The sequence below is a fragment of the Cohnella sp. GCM10020058 genome, assembly GCF_042683485.1.
In the GTDB taxonomy this organism is placed as follows: domain Bacteria; phylum Bacillota; class Bacilli; order Paenibacillales; family Paenibacillaceae; genus Cohnella.
On the sequence record NZ_JBHUJV010000009.1, the window covers coordinates 1 to 26178 of the forward strand.

The 26178-nt window shown below is 54.8% G+C and carries 26 protein-coding genes and 1 tRNA gene; 17 read left to right on the forward strand and 10 right to left on the reverse strand.

Translation table 11 applies throughout. The features are described 5' to 3' along the window. Positions 1 to 302 precede the first annotated feature (302 nt). Positions 303 to 1361 (reverse strand): HD-GYP domain-containing protein, encoded by a 1059-nt coding sequence (locus ACFSR7_RS15595; protein ID WP_378163073.1) that lies wholly within the window; start codon positions 1359 to 1361, stop codon positions 303 to 305. 29 nt (positions 1362 to 1390) lie between these two features. Continuing rightward, a complete protein-coding gene (gyrA, locus tag ACFSR7_RS15600; protein WP_378163075.1) occupies positions 1391 to 3880 on the reverse strand; it encodes a DNA gyrase subunit A in 2490 nt (829 codons plus the stop codon). Positions 3881 to 4014: 134 nt separating this feature from the next. Here gyrA and ACFSR7_RS15605 point away from each other — a divergent pair, with 134 nt between their 5' ends. After that, the gene (locus tag ACFSR7_RS15605; protein ID WP_378163077.1) at positions 4015 to 4827 is read left to right on the forward strand and encodes a YheC/YheD family protein; all 813 of its coding nucleotides are present in this window, start codon (positions 4015 to 4017) and stop codon (positions 4825 to 4827) included. Positions 4828 to 4886: 59 nt separating this feature from the next. Here ACFSR7_RS15605 and gyrB read toward each other — a convergent pair whose 3' ends face one another. From gyrB to dnaA, 6 genes are all read right to left on the reverse strand, one after another. Then, complete coding sequence (gyrB, locus tag ACFSR7_RS15610) at positions 4887 to 6797, reverse strand: DNA topoisomerase (ATP-hydrolyzing) subunit B (protein WP_378164598.1); 1911 nt, start codon at positions 6795 to 6797, stop codon at positions 4887 to 4889. Between the two features lie 42 nt (positions 6798 to 6839). Next, positions 6840 to 7088, reverse strand: coding sequence for an extracellular matrix regulator RemB (gene remB / locus ACFSR7_RS15615; RefSeq protein ID WP_090116868.1), 249 nt, complete (start codon positions 7086 to 7088; stop codon positions 6840 to 6842). Positions 7089 to 7113: 25 nt separating this feature from the next. After that, a complete protein-coding gene (recF, locus tag ACFSR7_RS15620) occupies positions 7114 to 8232 on the reverse strand; it encodes a DNA replication/repair protein RecF (RefSeq protein ID WP_378163079.1) in 1119 nt (372 codons plus the stop codon). 63 nt (positions 8233 to 8295) lie between these two features. Then, positions 8296 to 8514 carry a S4 domain-containing protein YaaA gene (gene yaaA / locus ACFSR7_RS15625; protein WP_378163081.1) on the reverse strand — a complete coding sequence of 73 codons (219 nt, stop codon included), beginning with the start codon at positions 8512 to 8514 and terminating at the stop codon, positions 8296 to 8298. Positions 8515 to 8524: 10 nt separating this feature from the next. After that, entirely contained in the window at positions 8525 to 9667 is a 1143-nt protein-coding gene (gene dnaN / locus ACFSR7_RS15630) for a DNA polymerase III subunit beta (RefSeq protein WP_378163083.1), read from the reverse strand. Between the two features lie 198 nt (positions 9668 to 9865). Continuing rightward, the gene (dnaA, locus tag ACFSR7_RS15635; RefSeq protein WP_378163085.1) at positions 9866 to 11218 is read right to left on the reverse strand and encodes a chromosomal replication initiator protein DnaA; all 1353 of its coding nucleotides are present in this window, start codon (positions 11216 to 11218) and stop codon (positions 9866 to 9868) included. A 575-nt stretch (positions 11219 to 11793) separates the two neighbouring features. Between dnaA and rpmH the strand changes: the two genes are divergently transcribed. The 12 genes from rpmH (at position 11794) to ACFSR7_RS15695 (ending at position 23029) form a co-directional block, all read left to right on the forward strand. Continuing rightward, positions 11794 to 11928, forward strand: a complete 135-nt coding sequence (gene rpmH, locus ACFSR7_RS15640) for a 50S ribosomal protein L34 (RefSeq protein WP_090116863.1) — start codon at positions 11794 to 11796, stop codon at positions 11926 to 11928. A 92-nt stretch (positions 11929 to 12020) separates the two neighbouring features. Next, positions 12021 to 12464 (forward strand): ribonuclease P protein component, encoded by a 444-nt coding sequence (gene rnpA, locus ACFSR7_RS15645; protein ID WP_378163087.1) that lies wholly within the window; start codon positions 12021 to 12023, stop codon positions 12462 to 12464. Positions 12465 to 12697: 233 nt separating this feature from the next. Further along, positions 12698 to 13525 (forward strand): YidC/Oxa1 family membrane protein insertase, encoded by an 828-nt coding sequence (locus tag ACFSR7_RS15650; protein WP_378164600.1) that lies wholly within the window; start codon positions 12698 to 12700, stop codon positions 13523 to 13525. After that, the gene (gene jag, locus ACFSR7_RS15655; RefSeq protein WP_378163089.1) at positions 13449 to 14066 is read left to right on the forward strand and encodes an RNA-binding cell elongation regulator Jag/EloR; all 618 of its coding nucleotides are present in this window, start codon (positions 13449 to 13451) and stop codon (positions 14064 to 14066) included. The genes ACFSR7_RS15650 and jag overlap by 77 nt, the downstream gene beginning before the upstream one ends. A 106-nt stretch (positions 14067 to 14172) precedes the next feature. Next, on the forward strand, positions 14173 to 15549 hold the full coding sequence (gene mnmE / locus ACFSR7_RS15660; protein WP_378163091.1) for a tRNA uridine-5-carboxymethylaminomethyl(34) synthesis GTPase MnmE: 1377 nt from the start codon (positions 14173 to 14175) through the stop codon (positions 15547 to 15549). Between the two features lie 32 nt (positions 15550 to 15581). After that, complete coding sequence (mnmG, locus tag ACFSR7_RS15665; RefSeq protein ID WP_378163093.1) at positions 15582 to 17480, forward strand: tRNA uridine-5-carboxymethylaminomethyl(34) synthesis enzyme MnmG; 1899 nt, start codon at positions 15582 to 15584, stop codon at positions 17478 to 17480. Beyond that, the gene (rsmG, locus tag ACFSR7_RS15670) at positions 17480 to 18208 is read left to right on the forward strand and encodes a 16S rRNA (guanine(527)-N(7))-methyltransferase RsmG (RefSeq protein WP_378163095.1); all 729 of its coding nucleotides are present in this window, start codon (positions 17480 to 17482) and stop codon (positions 18206 to 18208) included. The genes mnmG and rsmG overlap by 1 nt, the downstream gene beginning before the upstream one ends. A 429-nt stretch (positions 18209 to 18637) precedes the next feature. Beyond that, entirely contained in the window at positions 18638 to 19471 is an 834-nt protein-coding gene (gene noc / locus ACFSR7_RS15675) for a nucleoid occlusion protein (protein ID WP_378163097.1), read from the forward strand. A gap of 53 nt (positions 19472 to 19524) precedes the next feature. Further along, complete coding sequence (locus tag ACFSR7_RS15680; protein ID WP_378121762.1) at positions 19525 to 20298, forward strand: ParA family protein; 774 nt, start codon at positions 19525 to 19527, stop codon at positions 20296 to 20298. Continuing rightward, positions 20279 to 21133, forward strand: coding sequence for a ParB/RepB/Spo0J family partition protein (locus tag ACFSR7_RS15685; protein WP_378163099.1), 855 nt, complete (start codon positions 20279 to 20281; stop codon positions 21131 to 21133). The genes ACFSR7_RS15680 and ACFSR7_RS15685 overlap by 20 nt, the downstream gene beginning before the upstream one ends. Before the next feature lie 162 nt (positions 21134 to 21295). Then, positions 21296 to 22462: an aminotransferase class V-fold PLP-dependent enzyme gene (locus ACFSR7_RS15690; RefSeq protein WP_378163101.1), complete on the forward strand. Its 1167-nt coding sequence runs from the start codon at positions 21296 to 21298 to the stop codon at positions 22460 to 22462. Between the two features lie 84 nt (positions 22463 to 22546). Beyond that, the gene (locus ACFSR7_RS15695) at positions 22547 to 23029 is read left to right on the forward strand and encodes a DUF4446 family protein (RefSeq protein WP_378164601.1); all 483 of its coding nucleotides are present in this window, start codon (positions 22547 to 22549) and stop codon (positions 23027 to 23029) included. Here the strand turns inward: ACFSR7_RS15695 and yyaC are convergent. Further along, entirely contained in the window at positions 23004 to 23621 is a 618-nt protein-coding gene (gene yyaC, locus ACFSR7_RS15700) for a spore protease YyaC (RefSeq protein ID WP_378121759.1), read from the reverse strand. The genes ACFSR7_RS15695 and yyaC overlap by 26 nt on opposite strands. Before the next feature lie 109 nt (positions 23622 to 23730). Here yyaC and ACFSR7_RS15705 point away from each other — a divergent pair, with 109 nt between their 5' ends. The 4 genes from ACFSR7_RS15705 (at position 23731) to ACFSR7_RS15720 (ending at position 25314) form a co-directional block, all read left to right on the forward strand. Further along, a complete protein-coding gene (locus ACFSR7_RS15705) occupies positions 23731 to 23976 on the forward strand; it encodes a putative Se/S carrier protein (protein ID WP_378163103.1) in 246 nt (81 codons plus the stop codon). Positions 23977 to 23991: 15 nt separating this feature from the next. Then, positions 23992 to 24909 carry a mechanosensitive ion channel family protein gene (locus ACFSR7_RS15710; RefSeq protein ID WP_378163105.1) on the forward strand — a complete coding sequence of 306 codons (918 nt, stop codon included), beginning with the start codon at positions 23992 to 23994 and terminating at the stop codon, positions 24907 to 24909. Between the two features lie 3 nt (positions 24910 to 24912). Beyond that, the gene (locus tag ACFSR7_RS15715; RefSeq protein ID WP_378163107.1) at positions 24913 to 25143 is read left to right on the forward strand and encodes a DUF951 domain-containing protein; all 231 of its coding nucleotides are present in this window, start codon (positions 24913 to 24915) and stop codon (positions 25141 to 25143) included. An 80-nt stretch (positions 25144 to 25223) separates the two neighbouring features. Next, a tRNA-Ser gene (locus ACFSR7_RS15720) sits at positions 25224 to 25314 on the forward strand. 597 nt (positions 25315 to 25911) lie between these two features. Here ACFSR7_RS15720 and ACFSR7_RS15725 read toward each other — a convergent pair. Next, the gene (locus tag ACFSR7_RS15725; protein WP_378163109.1) at positions 25912 to 26166 is read right to left on the reverse strand and encodes a hypothetical protein; all 255 of its coding nucleotides are present in this window, start codon (positions 26164 to 26166) and stop codon (positions 25912 to 25914) included. Positions 26167 to 26178: the final 12 nt, after the last annotated feature.

Here is a 26178-nt window from a genome sequence, read left to right on the forward strand (position 1 = left end):
TCCGCCTCGAAAGGCTTCAGCGTCCGTTTGTTTTAACGCTCGATGTTCAGTTTTCAAGGAGCAATCTCGTCTTCGCTCTCGGCCTCGTTCTCGGCGGCCTCTCAGCGGCGACTTGAATAATATATCACAGGCGCCTAGGCGATTGCAACACCTTTTTTAATAATTGTTTGCAGGAATATTATTTCAGACAATCCCCCCTCATTTTGCAAGACTTATGCATCATACACGGCTAACAGAAGGCTTATATAGTAAGAAAGAGATCGGACTTCTAACTCGTCCAATCTCTTTCTTTGTTGCATCCCTCAGGATGAATACACCGCTGTAATGTAGAGATTGCGATCCTTGGCTAGATTCACGATGTCCCCGAAGATCGACACCATCGGTCTCGTCGGATTCGCCCGATCGGTGAAGACGATCTCCCCGACCCTATTGTCGTTTAACTGGACAAGCATGCCGTTGTGAAACTGCGTGTTGCGTTCAATAAAGCACTGGATCATCAATGGGTCCAGCTTGCCGAACGCTTCCTTCTGCAGCTGCTCCAGAACGATATACGGCGATTGGGCCGTACGATAGGCGCGAGCGGACGTCATCGCATGATACATATCCGCGATCGCTACGATCTTTGCGTACGGATGTATCTTCTCCCCTGTCGCTTTCATCGGATAGCCGCTGCCGTCGATTCGCTCGTGATGCTGCAGCGCTGTCAGGATAATCCCCTGGTTAAGCGAAGTAACGCCCTCTAGCAGCTTATAACCATAGACGGTATGCTGCCGCATCTCCGTCAGCTCGTCTGTTGTGAGCCGTCCCGGCTTGCGCAGGATCGTTGAGTCGATACGCGTGTTGCCGATATCGTGCAGCAGGCCGGACAGCGCTACTGCTACCCAGTCCTTCTCCGGCAGCTTCATCCACTTGGCGAGCTGATATCCTGTCAGCGACGTCAATACGCTGCCGCGGATCCAAGGCTCCGCAGCAGCGTCGTATGGCGGTACGAATGTCAGCACGTGATATTCGTCGATGTGATCCAACAGGTCCTTAAGTCCGCCGCGAATCTCGAAGATCGGCAGCTTCTGTCCCGGACCCATCATCTGAAACGTATGCTTCAGCAGCCGCTCCATCTTCAGAAAGTTCTGGTGAAGCGAGGAGAGCGGCACCGACTTGTCTTCCTCGGCCTCGAGCAGATCGGACTCCTCAAGACCCGCTCTCTTAATGTCCGCGTCCGGGATGAGGTACGCCTGCAGAATCTCAAGATCGCGCGCGCTGAGTGTACGTCCCTCCGGAAACAGCATATTGCCGAATGACGTCTGCACTTCGCGCAGCAATAGATCTCCCGTCTGTACTTGCGATATCGGCAGCACAGCCACGACGTCTTCCTCCCCTTAGATCGCGTCCATTATTCGGAATCTTCGACGCCTTCGGTGCCTGCGCCTTCCGACTCCTCCGTATCTTCTTCATCGTCTTCGTTGCGCGGGGCTCTCGCTACCGTCGCTACGGCGTCTTCGTCCTTGATGTTGATCAGCTTGACGCCTTGGGTGATCCGGCCCATCGTATTGATCGTGGACATGCTCATACGGATCAACGTGCCGCCAGAAGTCATGATCATCAAGTCATCTTCGTCTTGAACGACCTTGAGGCTGACGATCGCACCGTTCTTGTCGGTGACGTTCAGCGTCTTGATGCCCTTGCCGCCGCGGGTCTGCGTGCGGTACTCGCTCAGCGGCGTACGCTTGCCGTAGCCCTTGGAGGTAACGATCAGCACGGTCTGCTCGGGATCGACGATATCCATATCGATGACTTCGTCGCCTTCGTCCAGCTGAATGCCCTTCACGCCGGTGGAGGAGCGTCCCATCGAGCGGACGTCGTCTTCGGAGAAGCGAATGGACATGCCCTGTGCCGTGCCCATGACAACTTCGCGGCTGCCGTCCGTCAGCTTGACGCCGATCAGATCGTCGTCCTCGCGCAGCAAGATCGCAATCAAGCCGACCTTGCGGATGTTCGCATAATCATCGAGCGGCGTCTTTTTCACAATACCGCACTTGGTTGCGAAGAACAGGTATTGGTTCGGCTCGAACGATTCGACCGGTATGACCGCATTGATCGTCTCTCCCTGCTCGATCTGAATCAGGTTGATGATCGGCGTGCCCCGCGCGGTTCGACTCAAATCCGGAATCTCGTACGCTTTGAGGCGGAATACGCGTCCCTTGTTCGTGAAGAACAGGAGGAACTGATGCGTATTGGATACGAAGAGGCGCTCGATGAAGTCGTCGTCCTTCGTATCCATGCCCACGACGCCTCGGCCCCCGCGTCGCTGGCTGCGGTACGTAGTGACAGGCAGGCGCTTGACGTAGCCGGAATGCGTCATCGAGATGATGACGTCCTCGCGCGGAATCAGGTCTTCGTCGAGAATCTCCTCGTCGCTCGTCGTGATCTCCGTACGGCGGTCGTCGCCGAATTTTTGCTTGATCTCCTCAAGCTCGTCGTGGATGATCTCCAGTACGAGACCCTCGTCAGCCAGAATGGCTTGGTACTCGGCAATCTTAAGCATGAGCTCTTGGTACTCCTGCTCGATCTTCTCGCGCTCGAGTCCGGTGAGGCGCTGCAGGCGCATCTCGAGAATCGCCTGTGCCTGATCGTGCGACAGGCCGAACCGCGTCATGAGCCCTTCGCGCGCATGCTCCGTCGTCTGCGAAGCGCGGATCAGCGCGATGACTTCGTCGAGATGGTCGAGCGCGATACGCAAGCCTTCGAGGATGTGAGCGCGTGCCTGCGCCTTCTTCAGATCATACTCGGTTCTGCGGCGGATGACTTCGATCTGGTGCTGAATATAGTAATGGAGCATGTCGCGAAGGTTCAGTACCTTCGGCTCCTTGTTCACGATTGCGAGCATGTTGATGCCGAACGTCGACTGCATCGCCGTCTGCTTGTACAGATTGTTCAGGACAACGCTCGGATTGACGTCGCGGCGCAGCTCGATGACGATCCGCATGCCATTGCGGTCGGACTCGTCGCGCAGATCGGTAATACCCTCGATCCGCTTGTCCCGCACAAGCTCGGCGATCTTCTCTACGAGGCGTGCCTTAACGACTTGATAAGGCAGCTCGTGGACGATAATCCGGGCTTTGCCGCCGTTCTCCTCGATCTCTGCACGGGCGCGCATCGTGACCGAGCCGCGTCCCGTGCTATAAGCCTGCCGGATGCCTTGACGTCCAAGGATGAAGCCGGCAGTCGGGAAGTCGGGGCCGGTGATGTACTCCATCAGATCAAGGGCCGTCAGTTCCGGATTCTTGATCAGCGCCTGCGTACCGTTAATGACCTCGGTCAAGTTGTGCGGAGGAATGTTGGTCGCCATGCCGACCGCGATACCCGTCGTACCGTTAACCAGCAGGTTCGGGAAACGCGAAGGGAGCACGTCCGGCTCCTGCTCTTCGCCGTCGTAGTTGGGGACGAAGTCTACGGTCTCTTTGTTGATGTCGCGCAGCATCTCCATCGCGATCTTCGACAGGCGCGACTCCGTATAACGCATAGCTGCCGCCATGTCGCCGTCGATGGATCCGAAATTGCCGTGACCTTCGACCAGCATGTAGCGGAGCGAAAAATCCTGCGCCATCCGCACCATCGTCTGGTAGATGGAAGAGTCGCCGTGCGGGTGATACTTACCCATGACGTCGCCGACGATACGCGCGGACTTCTTGAACGGCTTGTCCGGAGACATGCCGAGCTCCGACATCCCGTACAGAATACGGCGAAGTACCGGCTTAAGCCCGTCTCTAACGTCGGGCAGCGCGCGGCTGACGATGATGCTCATTGCGTAATCCATGAACGATTCCCGCATCTCCACGCCGATATCCCGGTCGCGGAGGGGGGAACGCTGTTCTTCGGCCATGCTGATCCTCCTTCAATATCCCTGCACTATTGTCAAATCGCCATGGTCACCCACGGCAGAAGCGTCATACTCTAAAAAAGGATGAATGAAAACATTATACCATATTGATGGCGCGAAAGGTGGCGTGAACGCCGATGCCGATCAGGCGGATCAGCAGCAAATGGGCGAAAACCGAAGCGCTGCTGGCATCGATGGAGCTGCGTGGTCTCGTGCCGGACACCAGGCCATTCGACAAGGTCACGGTTCTCGACATGCTGGGCGAATACGGCATGATCTACGTGAAGCCGGTGAACGGAACCTTCGGCAATGGCGTCATCCGTCTTGGCAAATTGATAGGACCGGATGAAGTCTACACGCTCCAGGCCGGCGAAAAGCAGCTTTCCTTTTCAAGCTTCGACGACATGTACGACGCGCTGCTGAAATTAAAACGGCCCCGCCCCTATCTGTCCCAACAGGGCATCGAATTGTTGAAGCAGAATGGCCGCAGGTTCGATTTTCGCGTGATGGTGCAGATGAGTCCGGCCGGTCAATGGAAGACGACCGGTATCATCGGCAGACTCGCGCATCCCCGCCGAATCGTAACCAACTACCATGCCGGCGGCACCCCCCTGCCCATGGAGACGCTGATGAAGGCACATCTGGAAAAGGCAGGCCGAACGAGCCTTAGCTATCGAAGGGAACTTTCGAAGCTTGGGGAGGACGTCGCTTCGGTGCTCGGCAAGCGTTTTCCGGGGCTTAAGGAGATCGGCATCGACGTTGCGGTCGACACGGCGCTTAAGCCCTGGATTCTGGAGGTCAACACGCTGCCCGATCCTTACATCTTCCTGCGGCTGCCCGATCGCAGCGTGTATCGGCGGATTCGCAAGTACGCCACAGCCTATGGACGCTTCCGCCGCAGCGCCCGCGCTTCCGCGAAGTCCAAGCGTCGCAGCCTCGGAAAACGATAGCGGAACCATAAAAAAAGCACCCGCTGAACGCATCGCTGCGCCCGGCGGGTGCCGAAGCCTCACACGTCCAGATTCTTGACGTACCTGGCGTACTGATGGATGAAATCCCGACGCGGTTCTACGCTGTCTCCCATAAGCGTATCGAAGATCAAGTCCGCTCGGATCGCATCCTCAATACGTACTTGAAGCATCGTACGGCTATCCGGATCCATCGTCGTATCCCACAGTTGATCGGCGTTCATCTCGCCGAGGCCTTTGTACCGCTGTACGTTGACCTTAGCTCCTTCGCCGAACTCGGCGATGATCTGGTTGCGCTCGGCCTCGGACTGCGCATAACGGACAACCTTGTTGCGCTCGATCTTGAAGAGCGGAGGCTGGGCGATGTATACGAAGCCCTCTTCGATCAGGTTCCGCATGTAGCGGTAGAAGAAGGTGAGGAGCAGCGTACGAATGTGCGCGCCGTCGACGTCGGCATCGGTCATGATGATGATCTTGTGATAGCGCGCCTTGGCGAGGTCGAAATCGTCGCCGATGCCGGTGCCCAGCGCCGTAATGATCGCCCGGATCTCCGCATTGGACAAAATCTTGTCCAGACGCGCCTTCTCTACGTTCAGAATCTTGCCCCGCAGCGGCAAGATCGCCTGGAAGTGACGATCGCGGCCTTGCTTGGCCGATCCGCCTGCGGAGTCGCCTTCGACGATGTACAGTTCGCTGATCGAAGCGTCCTTGGACGAGCAATCCGCCAGCTTGCCTGGCAGCGAGCTCACTTCAAGAGCGCCCTTGCGGCGAGTAAGCTCGCGCGCCTTGCGCGCGGCTTCGCGGGCCCGGGACGCTTGAAGGGACTTGTCCACGACCTTGCGGGCCACTGCCGGATTTTCGCCCATGAACTCCAGCAGCTTGTCGGCGAAGAGCGACTCTACGATGCCTCGCGCCTCGCTGTTGCCGAGCTTCGTCTTAGTCTGCCCTTCGAACTGCGGCTCCGGAATCTTGACCGAGATAATTGCCGTCAAGCCTTCGCGGCAGTCGTCGCCGGTGAGATTCGATTCGTTCTCCTTGACGAAGCCCATCTTGCGCGCATAATCGTTGACGATACGGGTGAGCGCGCTCTTGAAGCCCGATTCGTGCGTACCGCCTTCATGCGTGTTGATGTTGTTGGCAAACGAATAGATGTTCTCCGTATAGCCGTCGTTGTACTGCATGGCAATCTCGACCGCAATGGCGTCCTTGGTGCCCTCCACGTAGATCGGCTGCTCGTGCAACGCTTCGCGCGTACGGTTCAAGTACTGGACGAACTCCTTGATGCCGCCGTCGTACTTGAACGAATCGTGCATGCTGGTCCGCTCGTCGGTGAGCGTCAGTTGGATGCCCTTGTTCAAGAACGCCAGCTCGCGAATCCGCCCGACGAGCACGTCGTATTCGAACACGGTCGTCTCAGTGAAAATCTCCGGGTCCGGCTTAAAGCGCGTCTGCGTGCCGGTGTCCTCGGTCTCGCCGATGACCTTGAGATCGTATTGAGGCGCGCCGCGGCGATACTCCTGCTGATGGATCTTGCCGTCCCGCTTAACGGTAACGCTGACCCACTCGGACAGTGCATTCACGACGGATATGCCGACGCCGTGCAGACCGCCGGACACCTTGTAGCCTTCGCCGCCGAACTTGCCGCCGGCGTGAAGGACGGTCATGACGACCTCAAGGGTCGATTTCTTCAGCTTGACGTTCTCGCCGACCGGGATGCCCCGGCCGTTGTCGATAACGGTCACGCTATTGTCTTCATGTATAATGACGTCGACGCGGGTACAGTAGCCTGCGAGGGCTTCGTCGATACTGTTGTCGACGACCTCCCAGACAAGGTGATGGAGACCCTTGCCGCTGGTCGACCCGATATACATGCCGGGACGCTTGCGGACGGCCTCCAACCCTTCGAGTACCTGTATCTGACTCTCATCGTAAGTGTTCTGCTGCGAATTCACGGACAAATCTTCCACCGCCTTCTTAACGTTGACGCGCTGCTCCTACAAATCGACCAGATGATGCGCCCGCTTCTTGAGGGTAGAAGACGATATGGGCGAATAATACACTCTCTCCTCGGTGACGACGATAGACTTGGGATCTTCCTCGCCGATCGTCTCCACGATACGGTTTTTCCGGGCCTGCGCCACGAACTGCCTGGACAGCTTCGAGGACTGCTCGATCGAGATATCGAAGATCGCGACGAGCTGCGAAGTCCGGACGATCTTCTCCCCGCCCAGATGAATGTACATATTGAGCCCCTCCACATTCCCTGCCTTAGGGCAGCACGGTACCGCCGCGTACATGATAGATAGCGGCATCCTTGAGCCGAGCCATGTTGACGCTCTCCAGTCCCGTCGTCGTGATAAACGTCTGGACGCGGTTCTGAAACGTCTCGATGAGCTGGGTCTGCCGCTCCTGATCAAGTTCGGACAAGACATCGTCGAGGAGAAGCAGCGGATACTCCCCGATCTCTTCGCGCATCAGCTCAAGCTCCGCCAGCTTAAGCGACAACGCCGCCGTCCGCTGCTGGCCTTGCGAGCCGAATGTCTGCACGTCCCTGCCGTTAATGGCAAACGCCAAATCGTCCCGATGCGGACCGATTAGCGTCGTGCCGCGGCGGAATTCCTGTTCCTTGCCTTGTGTTAACTTTAACATAAATTGTTGCAATAAAGAAGATTGATCTTGGGGCGAGGTCCCTTCCTCTGCGGCGAGAGAGGGCTTGTAGACGACGGTCAGCGATTCCTTGTCTGCGGTGATGCCGGCGTGAATCTTCTCAGCCCACCCTTGCAGCTTATGAATAAAGTTTTGCCTTCTCTGCATCATTTTAACACCGGAGGCTGCTAATTGTTCGTTCCATACGTCGAGCATTTCGGCAGAGGCCCTGGCGGCGTCCGTCGACTTGAGGTAATTGTTGCGCTGCTGGAGGATTCGCTGATATTGCATGGAGTCGTGCAAATAAGCCGGATGTACCTGGCCGATCTCCATATCCATGAAGCGGCGCCTGATGCCGGGAGCGCCCTTGACGATGTCGAGGTCCTCGGGGGCGAACAGCACGACGTTGACCGTGCCGACGAAAGCGCTGAGCTTGCGCTGTTCAAGACCGTTAATCTTCGCCTTTTTGCCTTGCGCGGAAAGCTGGAGCTCCAGCGAAACTTTGCCAAGCTTGCGCTCAATTTCTGCCTCGATGCGGGCCGAAGGCTCGTTCCAGCCGATCAGCTCGCGGTCTTTGGACGTACGGTGCGACTTGGTAAGGGCGAGCACGTGGATGGCTTCCAGCAGGTTTGTCTTGCCCTGCGCGTTGGGCCCGATGATGATGTTGACGCCTGCAGCCGTCGCAAGCGACAGTTCGCCGTAGTTGCGGTAGCCATGCAGTGCGATCTTGTTCAGCTGCATGCGGGACTTCCTCTCTGGACTGTCCGGCAACGGCACGTGCGGGGACGGCCGTACCGGCGCAGACTACGACTTGACGCGGACAGCGAAGCTGCCGCAGCCAGCCACTTCGATGACGTCGCCGGGTCGCAGCTTGCGTCCGCGGCGGTCTTCCTTTTCTCCGTTAACCAATACTTCGGTCTCCTGCAGGAAATGCTTCACTTCGCCGCCGGACCCGATGCAATCGCCCAGCTTGAGCAGCTGCTGAAGCTGGATATATTCGGTCGAGATCTCGATTTCCTTCATGAGGCGCTCCTCAATTCGTCGTCCGGTAAGGGAGAATGAGATGCAGACTGTTGTCGTGATCGCGCGGCTTGAAGATAATCGGGCTCATCGCACCGTTGAATCCGATGTACAGCTGCTCGCTATCCACGACTTTAAGTACATCAAGCATATATTTGGAGTTAAAGGCGATGCGCAGGGGCTCGCCTGTCAGATCTGTAACGTCCAGATGCTCCTGTACGCGCCCGAGTTCGGAGGAGCTGGAATTGATCTCGATATTGCCGTCATCCGTCGTCAGCAGGCGAACGATATTCGTTTTTTCTTCGCGCGAGAGCAAGTATGCACGGTCAATTGCGTCGCTGAGCGATTTTGTGTTCAGGACGAGTTCTGTTTTGAACTGGCTCGGAATAATCTTGGAAGTGTCGGGATAAGCGCCGTCGAGCATCCGGGAAAAGAACAGTACCTCGCCAATTTTGAACAGCACCTGGTTGTCGGCGACGACGATGTCGACGAGGGTGTTCTGGTCGGGAATGATTTTCGAAAGTTCGTTAAGCGTCTTGCCCGAGATGACCACGCCTGCAAACTTCAGCCCAGGATCGGTGTCGATGGTGGTTTTGCAGGTGGCCAGCCGATGACGGTCGGTCGCTACGAACTTGAATACGCCCTCTTGGAGACTCCAGAGCACGCCGGTCAGGATCGGCGTGGATTCGTTGGTCGTAACGGCGAATACCGTCTGGCGAATCATGGACCGCAGCAAATCTCCGGGGATCGAAAATACGCGGTCTTCCTCCAATATTGGAAGTACGGGGAACTCCTCCGGATCAAGCCCGACGAGCTGAATCTCGGTCGCGCCTGAGTGGATGAGCGTCTGGAACCGTTCGCCGACTTCAAGATTGACTTCCTCGTGCGGCAGCTTCTTGACGATCTCGACGAAAAACTTGGCGGGAAGAACGACGCTCCCGGGTCGTTCCACCTTCACGACCGTCTTGCTTGCCGATTCAAGCGGAATAAAGTGTTGAATCGAAATATCCGTGTCGCTGGCTGTCAGCGTCACGCCGCGATCGCTCACATCGATTTTAATGCCGCTCAGGATCGGTATCGTGCTGCGTGCGGATACCGCCTTGGATACGTTTTGTACCGCCTCGTTTAACTCCGTGCGCAATATCGTCAATTTCAACGGAATCACCTCGTCTATATGCCTTAATGGTATGGTCTAAAAAGATAGTCGTAGTAGTAGGGGCCCTGAATATGTGGATAAGCCCAAAAAAGCCGAAAGCGACAACCTATCCACATGTGTATGAGTTGTGCATAGGTTTTTTCGTTATTCACGTTTTAAAATCGGCATTTTTGTCCACAGGTGGATATCGGGTGCCGCTTACGTCAGATTTTTGATCTTCTCCGTCAGGTTGCCGACAATCTTGTACAGCTCGGCATCGACCTTCAGCTGCTGCGTGATCTTCTCATGGGCGTGGATGACCGTCGTGTGGTCTCTTCCGCCGAAGTTGTCGCCGATCTTGGGCAGTGAATAATCCGTCAGCTCGCGGGACAGATACATTGCGATCTGCCGCGGGAAAGCGACGGCTTTCGTACGCTTGCGCGCCTTGAAATCCTCAAGCTTAAGACCATAGAATTCGCCCACGCGCTGCTGGATATCCTGAATGGTAATAAGGCGGTTGCGTCCGTTCGGCAGGATGTCCTTGAGTGCTTCGGCGGCCAGGTGCGTCGACACGTCCTGGTTCGTCAGAGAAGAATAAGCCACGATTCGTATAAGGGCGCCCTCGAGCTCCCGGATGTTCGAATCGATCATGTTCGCGATGTACGCCATCGCTTCGTTGGGAATATCCAGGTTCTCCGCCTTCGCCTTCTTGCGGAGGATCGCGATGCGCGTCTCGAGGTCCGGGGGCTGGATGTCCGTGATCAATCCCCACTCGAAGCGCGAGCGCAGGCGCTCCTCCAACGTCGGGATCTCCTTGGGCGTGCGGTCGCTGGAGATGATGATCTGCTTGCTCTCTTCATGCAGCGCGTTAAAAGTATGGAAAAACTCCTCTTGCGTACCGTCTTTGCCGGCGAGGAACTGGATATCGTCGATCAGTAGCACGTCGATGTTGCGATACTTGTTGCGGAAGCTCTCGCCGCGGTTGTCCCGGATCGCATTGATGAATTCGTTCGTGAACTTCTCCGACGAGATATAAAGTACCTTCGAAGACGGATTGTGCTCCAGAATATAATGTCCGATCGCATGCATTAAGTGGGTCTTGCCCAATCCTACGCCTCCATAGAGGAATAGCGGATTGTATGCCTTGGCCGGCGCCTCCGCGACCGCGAGGGAAGCGGCATGCGCGAAGCGGTTGCCGGCGCCGATGACGAACGTGTCAAAGGTGTACTTGGGATTGAGCATATGACCGACCGGTTCCTCGGGTCCCGCGTTCTTGACGACGGGAACGGCGGGGAACGGCGCAGGCGGCTCGGGCGACCGAAATTCCTCGATTGCGAACCTGACCTCCACCGGATGATCCAGATAGTCCGCCAACGTCGAAGAGACGAGCTTCTTGTACCTATTCTCCAGCCATTCCGCCGCAAAGGTGGTGGGAGCGGTTACAACCACTGTCTCGTCATTAAGGAAATTTGCTTTGGTGGCTTTGAACCACGTATCGTAACTCGGTTTGCTTAATTTTGTCTGGATGACCGACAAGACCTGCTGCCAGATCTCGTTCGTACGGCTGTCCACATGGAGTCACTCCTTTAACCCGTCAGCGGACAAGAGGGAGGGCGGCGGTGTCGAAGGATGTCCTTTGCAACAAGTTATCCACACAATTCCTCTTTATTCTTTATTGAGATGTCCATAAGAAGGGATTTTGTTCACAGATTTATGCACAGGGTGTTGATAAAAAGAGGTTTAACAGCCGTTATCCACGTCGAATGGGTGAACTTATCATAGCAGATGAACCCGCTTAATTCAACGGAATTCGCCCCGTTATCCACAATTTCAATAACTTGTGGATGAAATCTGTGCACAACACAAGATATTGTTGATATTCTGTGCGGAGATTCGACAAAATGGCGGACGAGTCTTTTTTCTCTCCCTTTTTATGCACATGTGAATATCTTTCGAAGCCGCCCAACTTTGATTACATTGACTTCTGGGCCCTCTTATGGTTTAATAAATGGACATATGAGTTCTTTTTGAATTCGAGGGATTCGTATGGGGATCGTGCAGACGGACATCGAATTTAACGCGAAACGAAGCATCGCCTTTCAATCGAACGGCAATGCCGTTTACTCTATATTAGGAGGTATCAAGAAGTGGGACCGACATTTAAGCCGAATGTGAACAAGCGCAAGAAGGTACACGGATTCCGCAGCCGGATGAGCTCGAAGAACGGACGCAAGGTTCTCGCCGCTCGTCGCCAAAAGGGCCGCAAAGTATTGTCCGCTTAAGGATAAAGACCACGTGAGGTGGTCTTTTTTCATGTATACGGGAATAACTGATGAACGGACTTCAGTCCATAATCCGGCGATGAGGGATGAGGATGGAAAGAAAATTGCGGCTGCGAAACAAGGAAGACTTCAGCCGTATCTATAGAAGCGGAAAATCTTTCGCGAACTCGCAGTTCGTTGTCTACTGGCGTCGCAAGCCGGATCCGGGACTGTATCGTCTAGGCATTTCGGTGAGCAGCAAGCTTGGAGGCGCCGTCGTACGCAACCGCATGCGGCGGATGATCAAGGAGATCGTGCGGCTTAACGGTTCGCGCATCATCGAGGGCACCGATATGATCCTGATCGTGCGCAAGCCGGCGATCTCGCTTCCTTATATAGAGATGGAACGCAGCGTGCTTCACGTGCTTCGCAAGGCGGGTCTGACCAAGGGCTCTACGCCGCCGCCGGCGCAGGACAGAAGACCATACCGTTCGGGTCCCGGCGGAGGCAAGCCGAAGACCCGGAACGGCGCCCCGCGCGCTTTCCATTGCCAATAATCTTATGGTATAGTTGACTTGTGTTTTGGGCTTTGAAAGAGACGGATCTGCCCCTCGGTTCCGGGACGGCGAATTCGTACGGATGCACGAACGGCGAACCGGTTTTCGGTCATTCGTCTATTTCCGGAATCCCCGCAAAGTCCCGATACGTCTTCAAAGTCACGGCTCCACCTTAGTGGGGTTATTTTAGAGGGGAGTTTTGAGGTTTGTTGTTGCGCAATCGCAAATTCTGGATGGTCTCGGGTCTTCTGGTTTCCCTGATGGTTTTCTTGTCGGGATGTACGCCGCCGACCACAAGAAAGACCACATCGGACCTGGCTAATGGTAACTGGTGGGACAGCAATGTCGTATACTGGTTCTCGCTTATGCTGGACAAGTTCGCCGAATGGTTTAATGGTGAATACGGCCTCGCAATCCTTCTGCTCGTGATCATCGTGCGGACGATTATCCTGCCGCTCATGATCAAGCAGTACAAGAGCACCAAGGCGATGCAGAAGCTGCAGCCGCAGATGAAGGAGATCCGCGAGAAGTACAAGGACGACACCCGCAAGCAGCAAGAAGAGATGATGAAGCTCTACCAAGAGCATCAGGTCAATCCGCTCGCAGGATGTTTCCCGCTGATCATTCAGATGCCGATTTTTATCGCGCTTTATCGCGCCATTACCGTCAACGCCAACGTTTATGAGCATACATTCCTGTGGCTCCAGCTCGGCAAGCCGGACAAGTTTTATGTTCTCCCGGTTATCGCAGCTTTGACCACGTTCGTTCAATCGAAAATGATGCAGTCCCAGCAGCCGCAGCAGATGGGTGCGATGAAGGGCCTGATGCTGATCTTCCCCGTGTTGATCTTCGTCATGGCGCTTTCGTTCCCGGCGGCGCTTCCGCTTTACTGGATTTTCAGTAATATCTACACCATCACGCAGAACTATTTCATGTATGGACGCAAAGCCGAGCCGCAAGGCAAAGGCAAGGAGGCCATCGCAGATGAAAAAGGTCGAAGCAACAGGAAAGTCGGTGGAGGAAGCGGTAAGAAAAAGCCTCGTCACTCTCGGGGTAAGTGAGGACCGCGTTAAAGTAACCGTGCTCGAGCAGCCCAGCAAAGGGCTGTTCGGACTGATCGGCGCCAAGGAAGCTCGCGTACAGGTGGAGCTTCTGCCGGACGGCGTCGATCACGCGGTTGCTTTTCTTCAGGAAGTGACCGACGCCATGCATTCGACCGTGGAGATCGAGCGGGACGAGACCGCAGGCGAAGTGTTGATTAACTTGTCCGGCGCTAATCTGGGCATGCTGATCGGACGCAGGGGCCAGACCTTGGACGCGCTTCAATATCTGGCGAACATCGTCGCGAACCGTCACTCGGACCGTCATCTTCGCATCGTTGTTGATGCGGAGCAGTTCCGGAAGAGACGTAGAGAGACGCTCGAAGCCTTGTCCGACCGGATGGCGCTGCGCGCCGCGAAGACCAGGAAGGACATCGTGCTTGAGCCGATGAGCGCCTCCGAACGGAAGATCATCCATGCGAAACTTCAAGGCCATCCGAACGTGCGCACCTACAGTCAAGGCGATGAACCGAACCGCTGCGTCGTCATTGCTATCAAGTGAATGAATGTCCAACGCAATGGCTTGCAGATGCAAGCGGACCATTGCGTTTTTTGTTTATGGCAGGTATTGGGGTTTATATCAGCTTAGCGCTAAATGAGGGAACGATATGAATGAAGATACGATAGCGGCGGTAGCGACAGCGCTCGGAGAAGGCAGTATCGCCGTCGTCCGCGTGAGCGGCGCGGAGGCGATCGGCAAGGTAGCGCCGCTCTTCAAGTCAAAAGAGGACTTGAGAGAGGTAGGATCCCATACCGTGCATTACGGATGGATTAATGATCCGGATGACGGCAGCGTGCTGGACGAAGTGCTCGTCACCGTTATGAAGGGGCCGCGCTCGTTCACGGCGGAGGACGTCGTGGAGATCAGCACGCATGGGGGTATCGTCGCGGTTCAGGCGGTGCTGGAGCTGCTGCTGCGGAGCGGGATCCGAATGGCCGAGCCCGGCGAATTTACGAAGCGCGCCTTTTTGAACGGCCGGATCGACCTGACGCAAGCGGAGGCGGTCATCGACCTGATCCGTTCAAAGTCCTCGAAGGCGTTTCAGGTGGCGCGCAAGCAGGCGGAGGGAGCGCTGTCGAAGCACCTTGTGCCGCTTAAGGAGCAGTTGATCGAGCTGCTCGCGCATGTCGAAGTCAATATAGACTATCCCGAGCATGATGTCGCAGAGGTAACGGCCGGCGTCATCATCGATCACTGCGGCGCTGTGCTTCGGCAGGTGGAGACGCTGCTGAAGACAGCTGCGGAAGGAAAGATTCTGCGGGAAGGCATCGTTACGGCGATCGTTGGCCGCCCGAATGCGGGCAAGTCGTCGCTACTGAACGCGCTGGTGAAGGAGAATCGAGCGATTGTGACCGATATTCCGGGTACGACGCGGGATATCGTCGAAGAGTCGGTTACGCTGTCAGGCATACCGCTGCGTCTGCTCGATACGGCCGGCATTCGGGAGACGGAGGACGTCGTCGAGCGGATCGGCGTGGAGCGTTCGCGTGGCGCGCTAGGCGACGCCGACCTGATACTGCTCGTATTAAGCCGCAGCGATGCGCTTCACGAGGAGGAGCGACGTTTGCTGGAGGAGCTAAAGGACCGTCCGACGATCGTTATTTTGAACAAGTCGGACCTGGATCTTCGTTTAGAGGAAGAGGAAGTACGCGCCCTTTATTCCAGCGAGCGGATCGTTTCTCTGTCTGCCAAGGAAGGCCTGGGGATGGAGGATCTCGAACGAGCCGTCTCCAAGCTTTTTATGAGCGGAGGCATTGAGTCGGCCGATGCCACGTATGTTAGCAACGTTCGGCATATATCGCTGCTGCATGCATCGGCGCGATCGCTTCAGGATGCCATGGACGGTGCGGAGCAAGGGCTACCGGTGGATTTGATCCAGATTGATATCGCGGCAGCCTGGGAGTCATTGGGGGAGATTGTCGGCGACACGGCATCGGAATCGTTGCTCGATCAGATTTTTTCAAAATTTTGTTTAGGTAAATAAATATTTACAATACCAAAAGGAGTGTATCCACAGTGGGATATCTAGCAGGCGATTACGACGTTATCGTCGTCGGTGCCGGACATGCGGGCGTAGAAGCTGCGCTTGCGGCTGCGCGTATGGGCTGCGAGACGCTGTTGCTCACCATCAATCTCGACATGATCGCATTTATGCCTTGCAATCCATCGGTAGGCGGGCCGGCAAAGGGACACGTCGTTCGCGAAATCGATGCATTAGGGGGAGAGATGGGTCGCAATATTGATAAGACTTTTATTCAAATGCGGATGCTGAACACGGGTAAAGGCCCGGCAGTTCATGCGCTGCGTGCGCAAGCGGATAAATTTCTGTACCAGCATGAGATGAAGGAGACGATCGAGCGGGAGGAGAAGCTGACGCTTCGCCAAGGAATGGCCGAAGAGCTGATCGTCGAAGACGGAATATGCCGAGGGGTCGTTACGAAGACAGGGGCGGAATACCGTTCCAAGACTGTTGTTATCACGACAGGCACCTACTTGCGCGGCAAGGTGATTATGGGCGAGCTGATGTATGAGAGCGGTCCTAACAATCAGCAGCCGTCGGTGAAGCTGTCTGAGTCGCTCCGCGAGAACGGATTGAAGCTCGTGCGTTTCAAAACGGGTACGCCGCCGCGCGTTCACAAGGATACAATCGACTTTTCGAAGACGGAGATTCAACCTGGTGACGATAAGCCGAAGTATTTCTCTTATGAGACGGAATACTCGGAGCGGGCAGGGGAACAGCTGCCTTGCTGGCTGACCTATACATCCGAGGATACGCACAAGATCATCAACGACAACTTGCACCGCGCGCCGATGTTCTCCGGTGCGATTGAAGGAACAGGTCCTCGTTATTGCCCTTCGATTGAAGATAAGATCGTTCGCTTCGCCGATAAGCCCAAGCACCAGATTTTCCTGGAGCCAGAGGGTGCGAACACCAAGGAATATTACGTGCAAGGTCTGTCTACGAGCATGCCGGAGGAGGTCCAACTGCAGATCCTGCGTTCTATCCCAGGTCTGGAGCAAGTGGAGATGATGCGTACCGGTTATGCGATCGAATACGATGCGGTTGTGCCGACACAACTATGGCCGTCGTTGGAGACGAAGGTCATTTCCGGTTTGTTTACAGCAGGACAGATCAACGGCACGTCCGGCTATGAAGAGGCGGCAGGACAGGGCATTATGGCCGGCATCAACGCAGCGCGCAAGGCACAGGACAAGTCGCCGGTGATTATCGATCGCTCCCAGGGATATATCGGGGTCATGATCGACGATTTGGTCACGAAAGGAACGAACGAGCCTTATCGTCTGCTCACGTCCCGCGCGGAATATCGCTTGCTTCTCCGTCACGACAACGCGGATCTGCGTCTAACGCCACTGGGCAAGGAGATCGGTCTGATCTCAGACGCGAGGTTTGCCTTGTTCGAGGAGAAGAAGCATAAGGTGGAGGCAGAGCTCCTGAGATTGAAGGAGATTCGAATCCGTCCGGACGAGGCCACGCAAGCGCTATTGGCTTCCATCGATTCGGCGCCGCTTCAAAATACGGTGGACGGCGTCACGCTGCTTCGTCGGCCTGAAGTAACTTATGCGCATATCGAAAGTTTTTCCCCTTCTCCCGAAGACTTGTCTGAGGATATGAAGGAGCAGGTCGAGATTCAAGTCAAATATACGGGTTACATCGAAAAACAGCTTGCACAGGTCGAGAAGCTGGCTAAGATGGAAAAGAAACGCATCCCAGACGATATTGACTACAGCGCAGTACACGGATTGGCGACGGAAGCCAAACAGAAGCTACATCAGATCCGTCCGCTTAACATCGGCCAAGCATCGCGAATCTCCGGCGTCACGCCAGCCGACTTGTCCATTTTGCTCGTGCATCTGGAGCATTATAACCGCGTGACGGCGGCCAGGAGCAGCTGATGGCGGACGAACTGCAGCGTTGGTTCAGCGAGCGGGTTCAAGTCGACTTTGGAATCGAGCTGAGCGATACTCAGCTCGATCAATATGAGTCGTACTACCGCTTGCTTGTCGAGTGGAACGAAAAAATGAATTTGACGGGTATTACAGAACGCGGCGCCGTCTATGAGAAGCACTTCTACGATTCATTGACCTTGGGTGCGTTGCCTGAAGCGACGTCGGCTAGCAGCATGGCGGATATCGGTGCGGGAGCGGGATTCCCGTCCATTCCGTTTAAAATTGCGTTTCCCCAACTTGAATTATCGATTGTCGACTCCCTTGCCAAGCGTATCCGTTTTTTGCAGACGGTTGTTGATGAGCTCCAACTGGACAACGTTATGCTTGTCCATGGAAGAGCGGAGGATATCGGTCGATTAAATGAGCATCGTGACCGTTACGATCTTGTTACGGCTCGCGCCGTCGCCCGACTGGCTGGATTAAACGAGCTATGCCTTCCCTTTGCCAAGGTTGAAGGGAACTTCATTGCCATGAAGGGATCGGATCATACGGCTGAACTTGAAGAAAGCGCGAGAAGCATCCGTCTTCTGAACGCAAAGCTTAGATATACGCGAGAGCTTAAGCTTCCGCTCGAGCAATCCGAGCGCCAGTTGATCGTTATCGGTAAGTTGGGAAAGACACCAAAAGAATATCCTCGCAAAGCGGGAATTCCTCTCAAGCAGCCCCTAATCTAATTTCATGTTCCACGTGAAACAAAATCGCCATATTTTGTGTTTCACGTGGAACAAATCAGACTCCAAAGTGAGGAAAGTCTTTTCAAGAGAAGGATTCAGGCGTACAATAGAGAATATGAATAGTATTGCAACATCGTCGTGCCGCATATGCGCCTCGAAGGCGTGAAATGGCGGCGCTTTTTTCGTCACTCTGCACCTCCGGCATGGTTGAATCCTTGCCTTTTCTCCATGCAACGGGCACCCTGAAATGGCTAGTTCCCGCATGAGAATGTCCTGTCTGTCGGCGGCTCCTGTCGAATATTGTTTTAGAAAAGGGTCGTTTTAAAGGCTGCACTAGACTCTATCAATCTGTCGATCGTTTTGCTAGGACCAAGGCAGATTTGCGATTACCGGAACCTCATTACAGATGAACGTGGTGGGATGGAAGACATGAGAGAACCGTTATCTCGTTTGTTCGGATTGTCCGAACGGAGCGGCCAGGAAGAAGTTCGGCAGATTGCCGTAGTGGATATCGTCCCGAGCCCTTATCAACCCAGGTCAGTCTTTGATGACGACCGGATCGACGAGCTATGTCAGACGATCAAGACGCTTGGCATCATACAGCCGATCGTAGTCCGTGTCCGAGATGGAAAATACGAGCTGATAGCGGGAGAACGCCGTTGGCGTGCGGTCACCAAGCTGGGCATGGAACACATCCCGGCGATCGTAAGAGAAATCAACGATTCCCAGGCTGCATCTATGGCATTGATCGAGAACCTTCAACGCGAAGGTTTAACTTCGATCGAGGAAGCTGTCGCTTATCAAAAACTGATCGATCTGCATCAGTTGACGCAAGAAAGCTTGGCGCAGCGCTTGGGTAAAAGCCAATCGACGATAGCCAATAAGATTCGCCTTCTCCAGCTAGGCGACAACGTTAAGCTCGCATTGATGGAACGCAAAATTACGGAACGTCATGCACGCGCCATGCTGTCGCTACCGAATGAAGAAGCGCAGGACAAGCTTCTACAAGAGATTATCGATAAGGAACTCAACGTGAAACAAACGGAAACTCGCGTCGCATTTCTACTTGAAGCGAGTAAGCCGGCCAAATCGCGTCGTGTCTCCTTTTCCAAGGACATTCGGCTCGCTATCAATACCATACGGCAATCAGTAGATATGGTCACGGGTTCTGGTATCCCGATCAAGTCCAGCGAACGCGATATGGACGATCATATTGAGATTGTTATTAAGATACCGAAGAAAAACAACAGCAATCCAAGCTAGTTGGGATTCATGAAAATCCAGCAAGTTAGGCGGCTGACGATGAGGTGAACGGGTTGTCCAAAATTATTGCCATTGCCAATCAAAAGGGCGGTGTCGGCAAAACGACAACGGCTGTCAACCTTGGCGCCTGTCTGTCTACATTGGGACGTAAAGTGCTCATCGTGGACATCGACGCACAGGGCAATACGACAAGCGGTGTCGGCATTAACAAAGCCGATGTGGAATATTGCATCTATGATATCTTAATCAACGAGATCCACCCCAAACAGGCGATTGTGGATACGGCTCTGCCGAATCTGAAGCTCATTCCTGCGACGATTCAACTCGCGGGTGCCGAGATCGAGCTGGTGCCGACCATTTCCCGCGAAGTTCGCCTGAAAAAGGCGCTCGCCATGGTTCGCAATGAATTCGATTATATCTTGATTGATTGTCCGCCTTCTTTGGGCATTCTGACGATCAACTCGCTTACGGCATCCGACTCGGTCATCATTCCGATTCAATGCGAGTATTACGCGTTAGAAGGCTTAAGCCAACTGCTCAATACCATTCGCCTGGTTCAGAAGCATCTGAATACTGCACTCCAGATCGAAGGCGTTCTGCTCACGATGTTCGATGCTCGAACGAATCTGGGCATCCAAGTCATCGAAGAAGTGAAAAAGTACTTCCAACAAAAGGTCTATCAGACGGTTATACCGCGCAATGTTCGTCTCAGCGAGGCGCCATCGCACGGGCAATCGATCATCACATACGATCCTAGATCCAAAGGGGCCGAGGTTTATCTCGAGCTGGCGAAGGAAGTGATTACGTATGAGCAAGCGGCTAGGTAAAGGGCTCGATGCCCTGATCACGTCTCTATCCATCAAGGAAGACGACAAGATCGTAGAGATTCCATTGGCGCAGCTCCGCGCGAATCCCTATCAACCGCGTAAGACGTTTGAAGAAGAAGCGATCAAAGAACTAGCCGAATCGATTCGCGAACATGGCGTCATTCAGCCAATCATCGTTCGGACGGCACTCCGCGGCTTCGAGATCATTGCGGGCGAACGACGTTTCCGGGCATCACAGCTTCTTGGCAATCCGACGATTCCGGCAGTTGTCCGTGCATATAGCGATCAGCAAGTGATGGAAATCGCGCTTATCGAAAACGTACAGCGTGAGGACTTGAATGCAATTGAAGTCGCCATTGCGTATCAATCGATCATGAATCAATTTGCTTTAACGCAAGAGGAGCTATCGCTTAAAGTCGGCAAGTCTCGTTCCCACATTGCCAACTTCCTTCGTTTGCTCGCGCTGCCGGATGAGATCAAAGAACATGTTTCACGTGGAACATTGTCGATGGGACATGCCAGAGCATTGGCGGGGATCAAGGAAGACGCCAAACGAAAAGATCTTGCAAAGCAGACGTTGGCTAACAACTGGAGCGTCCGCGAGCTGGAGAACGCCGTGCAACAAATGGACGCAGTCGTTAAAGGGAAAACCATCAAGTCAAAGCCTAAAAAACGCGACCCGTACATTGAAGAGATTGAAGAAACGCTGCGCGAAAGATTCCAGACAACGGTGCGTATCAAGCCGAACAAAGAAAAGGGTCGGATTGAATTGGCTTACTTTAGCAAAGGGGATCTGGAGCGTTTGCTAGAGATCCTGCAAGCGATCAAAGCATAAGATCTGCCATCCACGATCGAAGGCTCGTGACGGAGCGGAAAATAAAACGGCTTCGCACTTGGAATGCCAAGAGCGAGGCCGTTTTTGTTCTAAGCGCTACGCCATCTCTATATCGAGTTTAAGATTATTACAATAGTAGGTGTGGGAAGAGGAGGCTCTTCGATGAAGGAAAGGCCATTGATCTATCTGGACAATGCTGCGACCTCCTGGCCGAAGCCTCCAGGCGTGCTGGAAGCCATGGAGAGGGCGATGCGCGAAGCCGCAGCCAATCCTGGTCGAGGCAGTCATGAGATGGCCGTGAAGGCGAGCAGAGTTCTCTTTGAAGGACGCAAGATGCTGGCGCGCCTGTTCAAGATTGCAAACCCGAACGATATTGCTTTTATGCTAAACACGACACACGCGCTTAATCAAGCCATTCAAGGTTTGCTGAAGCCCGGAGATCATGTCATAACGACAGCGATGGAGCACAACTCCGTACGGCGCCCGCTTGAGGCATTGAAGCGCAAGCTGGGAATTCAAGTAACCTATGTATCTGTCGGCGCTGACGGTATTTTGAATCCTAACGAGGTCAGGCAAGCGATCACGCCGGCGACGAAGCTCGTGGCAGTCACGCATAGCTCGAACCTGCTCGGAACGATAACGCCCATCGGCGACATCGGCGATGTAACGCGAGCGGCCGGCGTGCCGCTGCTCGTCGACGCAGCACAAAGCGCGGGCGTGCTGGAGATCGATGTAGAAGCGATGAATATCGATATGCTGGCATTTCCGGGACATAAGGGACTCTTGGGACCACAGGGAACGGGGGGTCTATACATCCGGCCTGAACTCGATCTGGAGCCCCTCATGCATGGAGGCACCGGGAGTCGTTCGGAATCGCCTGAGCAGCCTTCTACGAGGCCAGACAGGTATGAAGCAGGCACGCCGAACACAGTCGGCATAGCGGGCCTTGCGGAAGGTGTACGATACGTCCTTGGCGAGACCGTGCAGCGTATCCATGCCAAGGAGCTGAGTATGACTCGGGAGCTTATGGCAGGCCTTTCGGAGATTCGGGGCGTGCGCATACTTGGTCCGGGACCAGAGGTAGAGCGGACGGCGATCGTCGCATTTACGCTGGAGGACGTCGATCCTTCCGAGACGGCATTCCTATTGGACCGTCAGTTCGGCATCGCCGTTCGGTCCGGATTCCACTGCACGCCGCTCGGACATGAGAGTGCAGGAACAACGGAGACAGGGGCAGTAAGAGCCAGCCCAGGATATTTTACGGAGCAATCGGATATTGTATCGTTGGTAAGAGCCGTGCAAGAGATAGGAGATACGATGCGGGCATAAGGGACGCAGAATGGCGGACGGAGGTCCAGTATCTGCGGGACCGATCCGATCCGGAGAGCGGAGGAGCAATCGAGCGTGAACGGGATGGACGAAGATGCAAGCTTGGCGGCGCTAGGCGGCGCCGGCATATTGATTATCATATTGTTGGTCTGGGTCATTATCTTAAGCGTCAAGCTGTCCAAGCTCGCACGCGCGCACCGCCGCATGATTGGGGAGACCGGCGTGCCGAAGCTTGAAGATGTGCTGGCGAAAGTTCACGATCGGATGGCAGACGTGCAGGCCAAGCAAGCTGTACAGGACGCGACGATGGCAAACCAAGAAAAACGCCTAGCGGCGCTCAAGGGTCGCGTAGGCGTTCACCGGTTCAATGCATTCTCCGATCAAGGCGGAGAGATCAGCTTTGCGGTCGCGATTGTCAACGAAGAGCAGGACGGCGTCGTCTTGACAGGCATTCATAGCCGGGAGCAGACCTTCTTGTATGCGAAGCCGCTGTCCAGGGGAGAGTCGAGCTACCCCTTGACGCCGGAGGAGAAGACAGCAATCAGTCAGGCAACGCGTAAGGAATAGGCACGCCGCGAATATTGCGAATGGCTGTGGAGATGCAGCCGGCGATAATGTCGGCCATCTTCACGACCAGATTGAGTCTCGTATTTTGCAGAACGAAGTATTCCATAAATCCGCCTACGTTCACGATGCCCGTCATATGAATATCGCCGACCGGCGGCAGGTCCTTGTTCACGCCGGCTCCCGGTCGTACGGGGCCCGAAGCGAGATGGATGCAGCCGACACTGGCAACTTGTCCGAGACAGGCGTCGATGGCAATTACATAGGGCTGCTTGGAGTTGCGCATGATCTTGTACAACGTCTCGCTCAGGTTCATCGCGTGCACGGGTTCGTCCAAGGTGCCGTACAGATCGAACAAGCCCTGGGCGTGCCTAGCGAGCGTAGTCCCTACGAGCGGGCCGAGCGCGTCGCCCGTGGACCTGTCGGTGCCTACGCAGACGACGACGATCTGCCGGTCGGAGGGAAGGTGAAGCAGCTCTCGCGTGAGCCGCTCGGACAGCCGTTGCATGACGGCAGGTTCGTTGTAGGGTATTTTCAAAGAGAGCGCGGTGGCTTCCGCCGCATAGCCGGCCCTTTTATCCCAAGCGCCATTCATTCGTCCGCTTCGCCTCCTCCATGGAATAGTAGTAGTATATGGACGAGAGGGACAATTTATACTTGTTCGGGTCGCAGACTAGCAACCGATGCAAGAAGAGGGAGAGGCCATGGATTCATTGCTGATCGCGTTCGACTCGACGCAGCAGGCGCTTCGGGCCGAGATGCTGCTTGAATATGCCGAGGTAGAGATCGATATCCGGCCGACGCCGAAGGAGATCACGGCGGGTTGCGCGCTGTCGATCGAATTCCCGCAGGAGGCGCTTGAGCAAGTCCAAAGAATCATCGTCGAGGAGAAGGTAGAGATTCGCGGCTTGTTCAGACCATCCGGCGGCGGCTACGAACGAATCGATTAGAGAGGTGAAGAGAGGATGTCCGGATATCCACAACTTTTTTTGCTGGAAGATGCCGGGGAGACGATCGAGGAAAAGCTTACGCTTTGGCAGCAATTTATGGGCGATATTTGGGATTCGCTAAGCGATACCCACATGTGGATGGGCGTATTGAAGGTAGTGCTGCGGATTCTGGTTATCCTCATCATCAGTCGGATTATTCGCATTATCATCAATCGGATTGTAGATAACTTTATGAATCCCAAAGCATCGAAGCGGCTCAAGCTCCGGACGAGAAGAGTTCAAACGGTGGGGAAGCTGCTCAAAAATGCGGCGACTTATATTATTAACTTCATCGTCCTGCTGCTCGTGCTGAACGAATTTAATATTAATCTCGCACCGCTGCTTGCCGGTGCTGGCGTAATTGGGCTTGCGATCGGCTTTGGCGCCCAGAGCTTGGTGAAGGACGTGATCACGGGATTCTTCGTCATTCTCGAGGATCACTTCTCGGTCGGCGACGTCATCGAGGTCGGGGGCAAGTTCAAAGGAACAGTCGAGATGATCGGTCTTCGCGCGACGCGAATCCGCAGCTGGACCGGCGAGGTGTACATCCTTCCGAACGGCAATATCTCCGACGTAACGAACTATTCGGTCAACAATGCGCTGGCCGTCGTGGATGTGTCCGTAGCGGCGACTGAGAACCTCGATCATATGGCGGAGATCGTCAAAAGCGCAGCGGCGAAGTTCGAAGATACGAATATCGTAGGCAGGACGGAATTCCTCGGCATACAATCGGTAACTGCGAGCGACGTGATCCTGCGACTGACGGTGCTGTGCCGGCCCAATACGCAGGCCACCGTATCCAGGCATCTGAATGCGGAGGTTAAAAAAGCGTTCGAAGCCGCAGGCAATCCGCGATATTATTCGATCGAGGCCATGGAGAGGGCGGGGAGCTAACGGATGGAAAGGAAGGAATTCGGACTCGGCGACATCGTGCAGATGAAGAAGCCGCACCCCTGCGGCGCCAATGAGATGGAGATCATCCGGATGGGGATGGATATCCGTATTAAGTGCGTCAAGTGCAAGCACAGCATCCTGCTGCCTCGGGCGAAGTTCGAGAAAAGCATGAAAAAAATGCTGCAGGCGGCGCCGCGTGAAGAAACGAATGCAGCCGAAAAAGAGGCGGAATAAGCTTGTACAATTAGATCGCAAATTGGTCGCAACATAGTGTTGCAAGTTGTCCTGATCTGTGATACGATATTCCTTGCTGCGGAGAGGTACCCAAGTGGTCCAAGGGGGTTGACTCGAAATCATCTAGGCGTCGCAAGGCGTGCGTGGGTTCGAATCCCACCCTCTCCGCCATACTTAAGACATCAAGCGGTTCCTTTCCGGGAGCCGCTTTTTTGATGCTTCAGAAAGTATTTTTGGCGGCGATTCGTGGGCAGGTAAGCGCACATTCGGCGTACCGGAGCTTTTCAGTGGCATGGCAGACCTTTCAGGGGCATGCCGGAGCTTTTCAGTCGCTTGCGGGGTAAAAAACCTGCGTTTATACATGTATTTTCTGCCTACCAACGAGACCTGATGAAATACCAGCAAATGTGCAGGCAAATTCAAAAAGCAAACCGGAAATTCGGCTGATGGAGTAAAATAACTGCGCTTTTGCATCTATCCTGGTCAGAAGGGCCGATAATGGTGGAGAAAGATGTATATTTGCAGGCATTGCGGCAAAGGAACGACGCGGGCGAGGATACGCGGACGTCGATACAGGGCCGACGCATATAAGCACGACGATACGCAGCCGACGATATGAGTACGACGATACGCAGCAAGCGATATGAGCACGACGTATACGAGCACGACGATACGCGGAAGAGGGCCCGCTGGAACGGCAGGATCGTCAGCAAAGAAGAGACCCGAGCTCATCACCATTCGGGTCTCTTCCTTTTCATGCAGCGACGCTCACCTTCTTCTTAGCGGGATTACCTCGATTGAGCAAGCCGGATCGATGTCGCGGGCGATCCGGGAGATGGCGACGGCTTCGATGCGGAACACGGGATAGCCTAGCGTATCGCCGTGCGCCCATACACGTTTTAAATGGAGCTGCGCCGAGATCGCTTCGTGAATGTCCGCTGCCCGGCAGCTGGTCACGCATGCGATACGACTAAGGGAAAGACCGAGCGGCGGGATACGAGAAGCATTGTTGGTGATATCCATAGCTTTCCTCCT

Bases quoted from the DNA above. Each gene is read 5' to 3' on its own strand.
- ACFSR7_RS15695 (WP_378164601.1), top strand. From the start codon at position 22,547: ATGGACGAAGATGCAAGCTTGGCGGCGCTAGGCGGCGCCGGCATATTG.
- gyrA (WP_378163075.1), bottom strand. From the start codon at position 3,880: ATGGCCGAAGAACAGCGTTCCCCCCTCCGCGACCGGGATATCGGCGTG.
- ACFSR7_RS15650 (WP_378164600.1), top strand. From the start codon at position 12,698: ATGGTCTCGGGTCTTCTGGTTTCCCTGATGGTTTTCTTGTCGGGATGT.
- ACFSR7_RS15605 (WP_378163077.1), top strand. From the start codon at position 4,015: ATGCCGATCAGGCGGATCAGCAGCAAATGGGCGAAAACCGAAGCGCTG.
- recF (WP_378163079.1), bottom strand. From the start codon at position 8,232: ATGCAGCTGAACAAGATCGCACTGCATGGCTACCGCAACTACGGCGAA.
- rnpA (WP_378163087.1), top strand. From the start codon at position 12,021: ATGGAAAGAAAATTGCGGCTGCGAAACAAGGAAGACTTCAGCCGTATC.
- yaaA (WP_378163081.1), bottom strand. From the start codon at position 8,514: ATGAAGGAAATCGAGATCTCGACCGAATATATCCAGCTTCAGCAGCTG.
- jag (WP_378163089.1), top strand. From the start codon at position 13,449: ATGAAAAAGGTCGAAGCAACAGGAAAGTCGGTGGAGGAAGCGGTAAGA.
- ACFSR7_RS15690 (WP_378163101.1), top strand. From the start codon at position 21,296: ATGAAGGAAAGGCCATTGATCTATCTGGACAATGCTGCGACCTCCTGG.
- remB (WP_090116868.1), bottom strand. From the start codon at position 7,088: ATGTACATTCATCTGGGCGGGGAGAAGATCGTCCGGACTTCGCAGCTC.
- ACFSR7_RS15685 (WP_378163099.1), top strand. From the start codon at position 20,279: ATGAGCAAGCGGCTAGGTAAAGGGCTCGATGCCCTGATCACGTCTCTA.
- rsmG (WP_378163095.1), top strand. From the start codon at position 17,480: ATGGCGGACGAACTGCAGCGTTGGTTCAGCGAGCGGGTTCAAGTCGAC.
- ACFSR7_RS15705 (WP_378163103.1), top strand. From the start codon at position 23,731: ATGGATTCATTGCTGATCGCGTTCGACTCGACGCAGCAGGCGCTTCGG.
- yyaC (WP_378121759.1), bottom strand. From the start codon at position 23,621: ATGAATGGCGCTTGGGATAAAAGGGCCGGCTATGCGGCGGAAGCCACC.
- noc (WP_378163097.1), top strand. From the start codon at position 18,638: ATGAGAGAACCGTTATCTCGTTTGTTCGGATTGTCCGAACGGAGCGGC.
- mnmE (WP_378163091.1), top strand. From the start codon at position 14,173: ATGAATGAAGATACGATAGCGGCGGTAGCGACAGCGCTCGGAGAAGGC.
- ACFSR7_RS15715 (WP_378163107.1), top strand. From the start codon at position 24,913: ATGGAAAGGAAGGAATTCGGACTCGGCGACATCGTGCAGATGAAGAAG.
- ACFSR7_RS15710 (WP_378163105.1), top strand. From the start codon at position 23,992: ATGTCCGGATATCCACAACTTTTTTTGCTGGAAGATGCCGGGGAGACG.
- ACFSR7_RS15725 (WP_378163109.1), bottom strand. From the start codon at position 26,166: ATGGATATCACCAACAATGCTTCTCGTATCCCGCCGCTCGGTCTTTCC.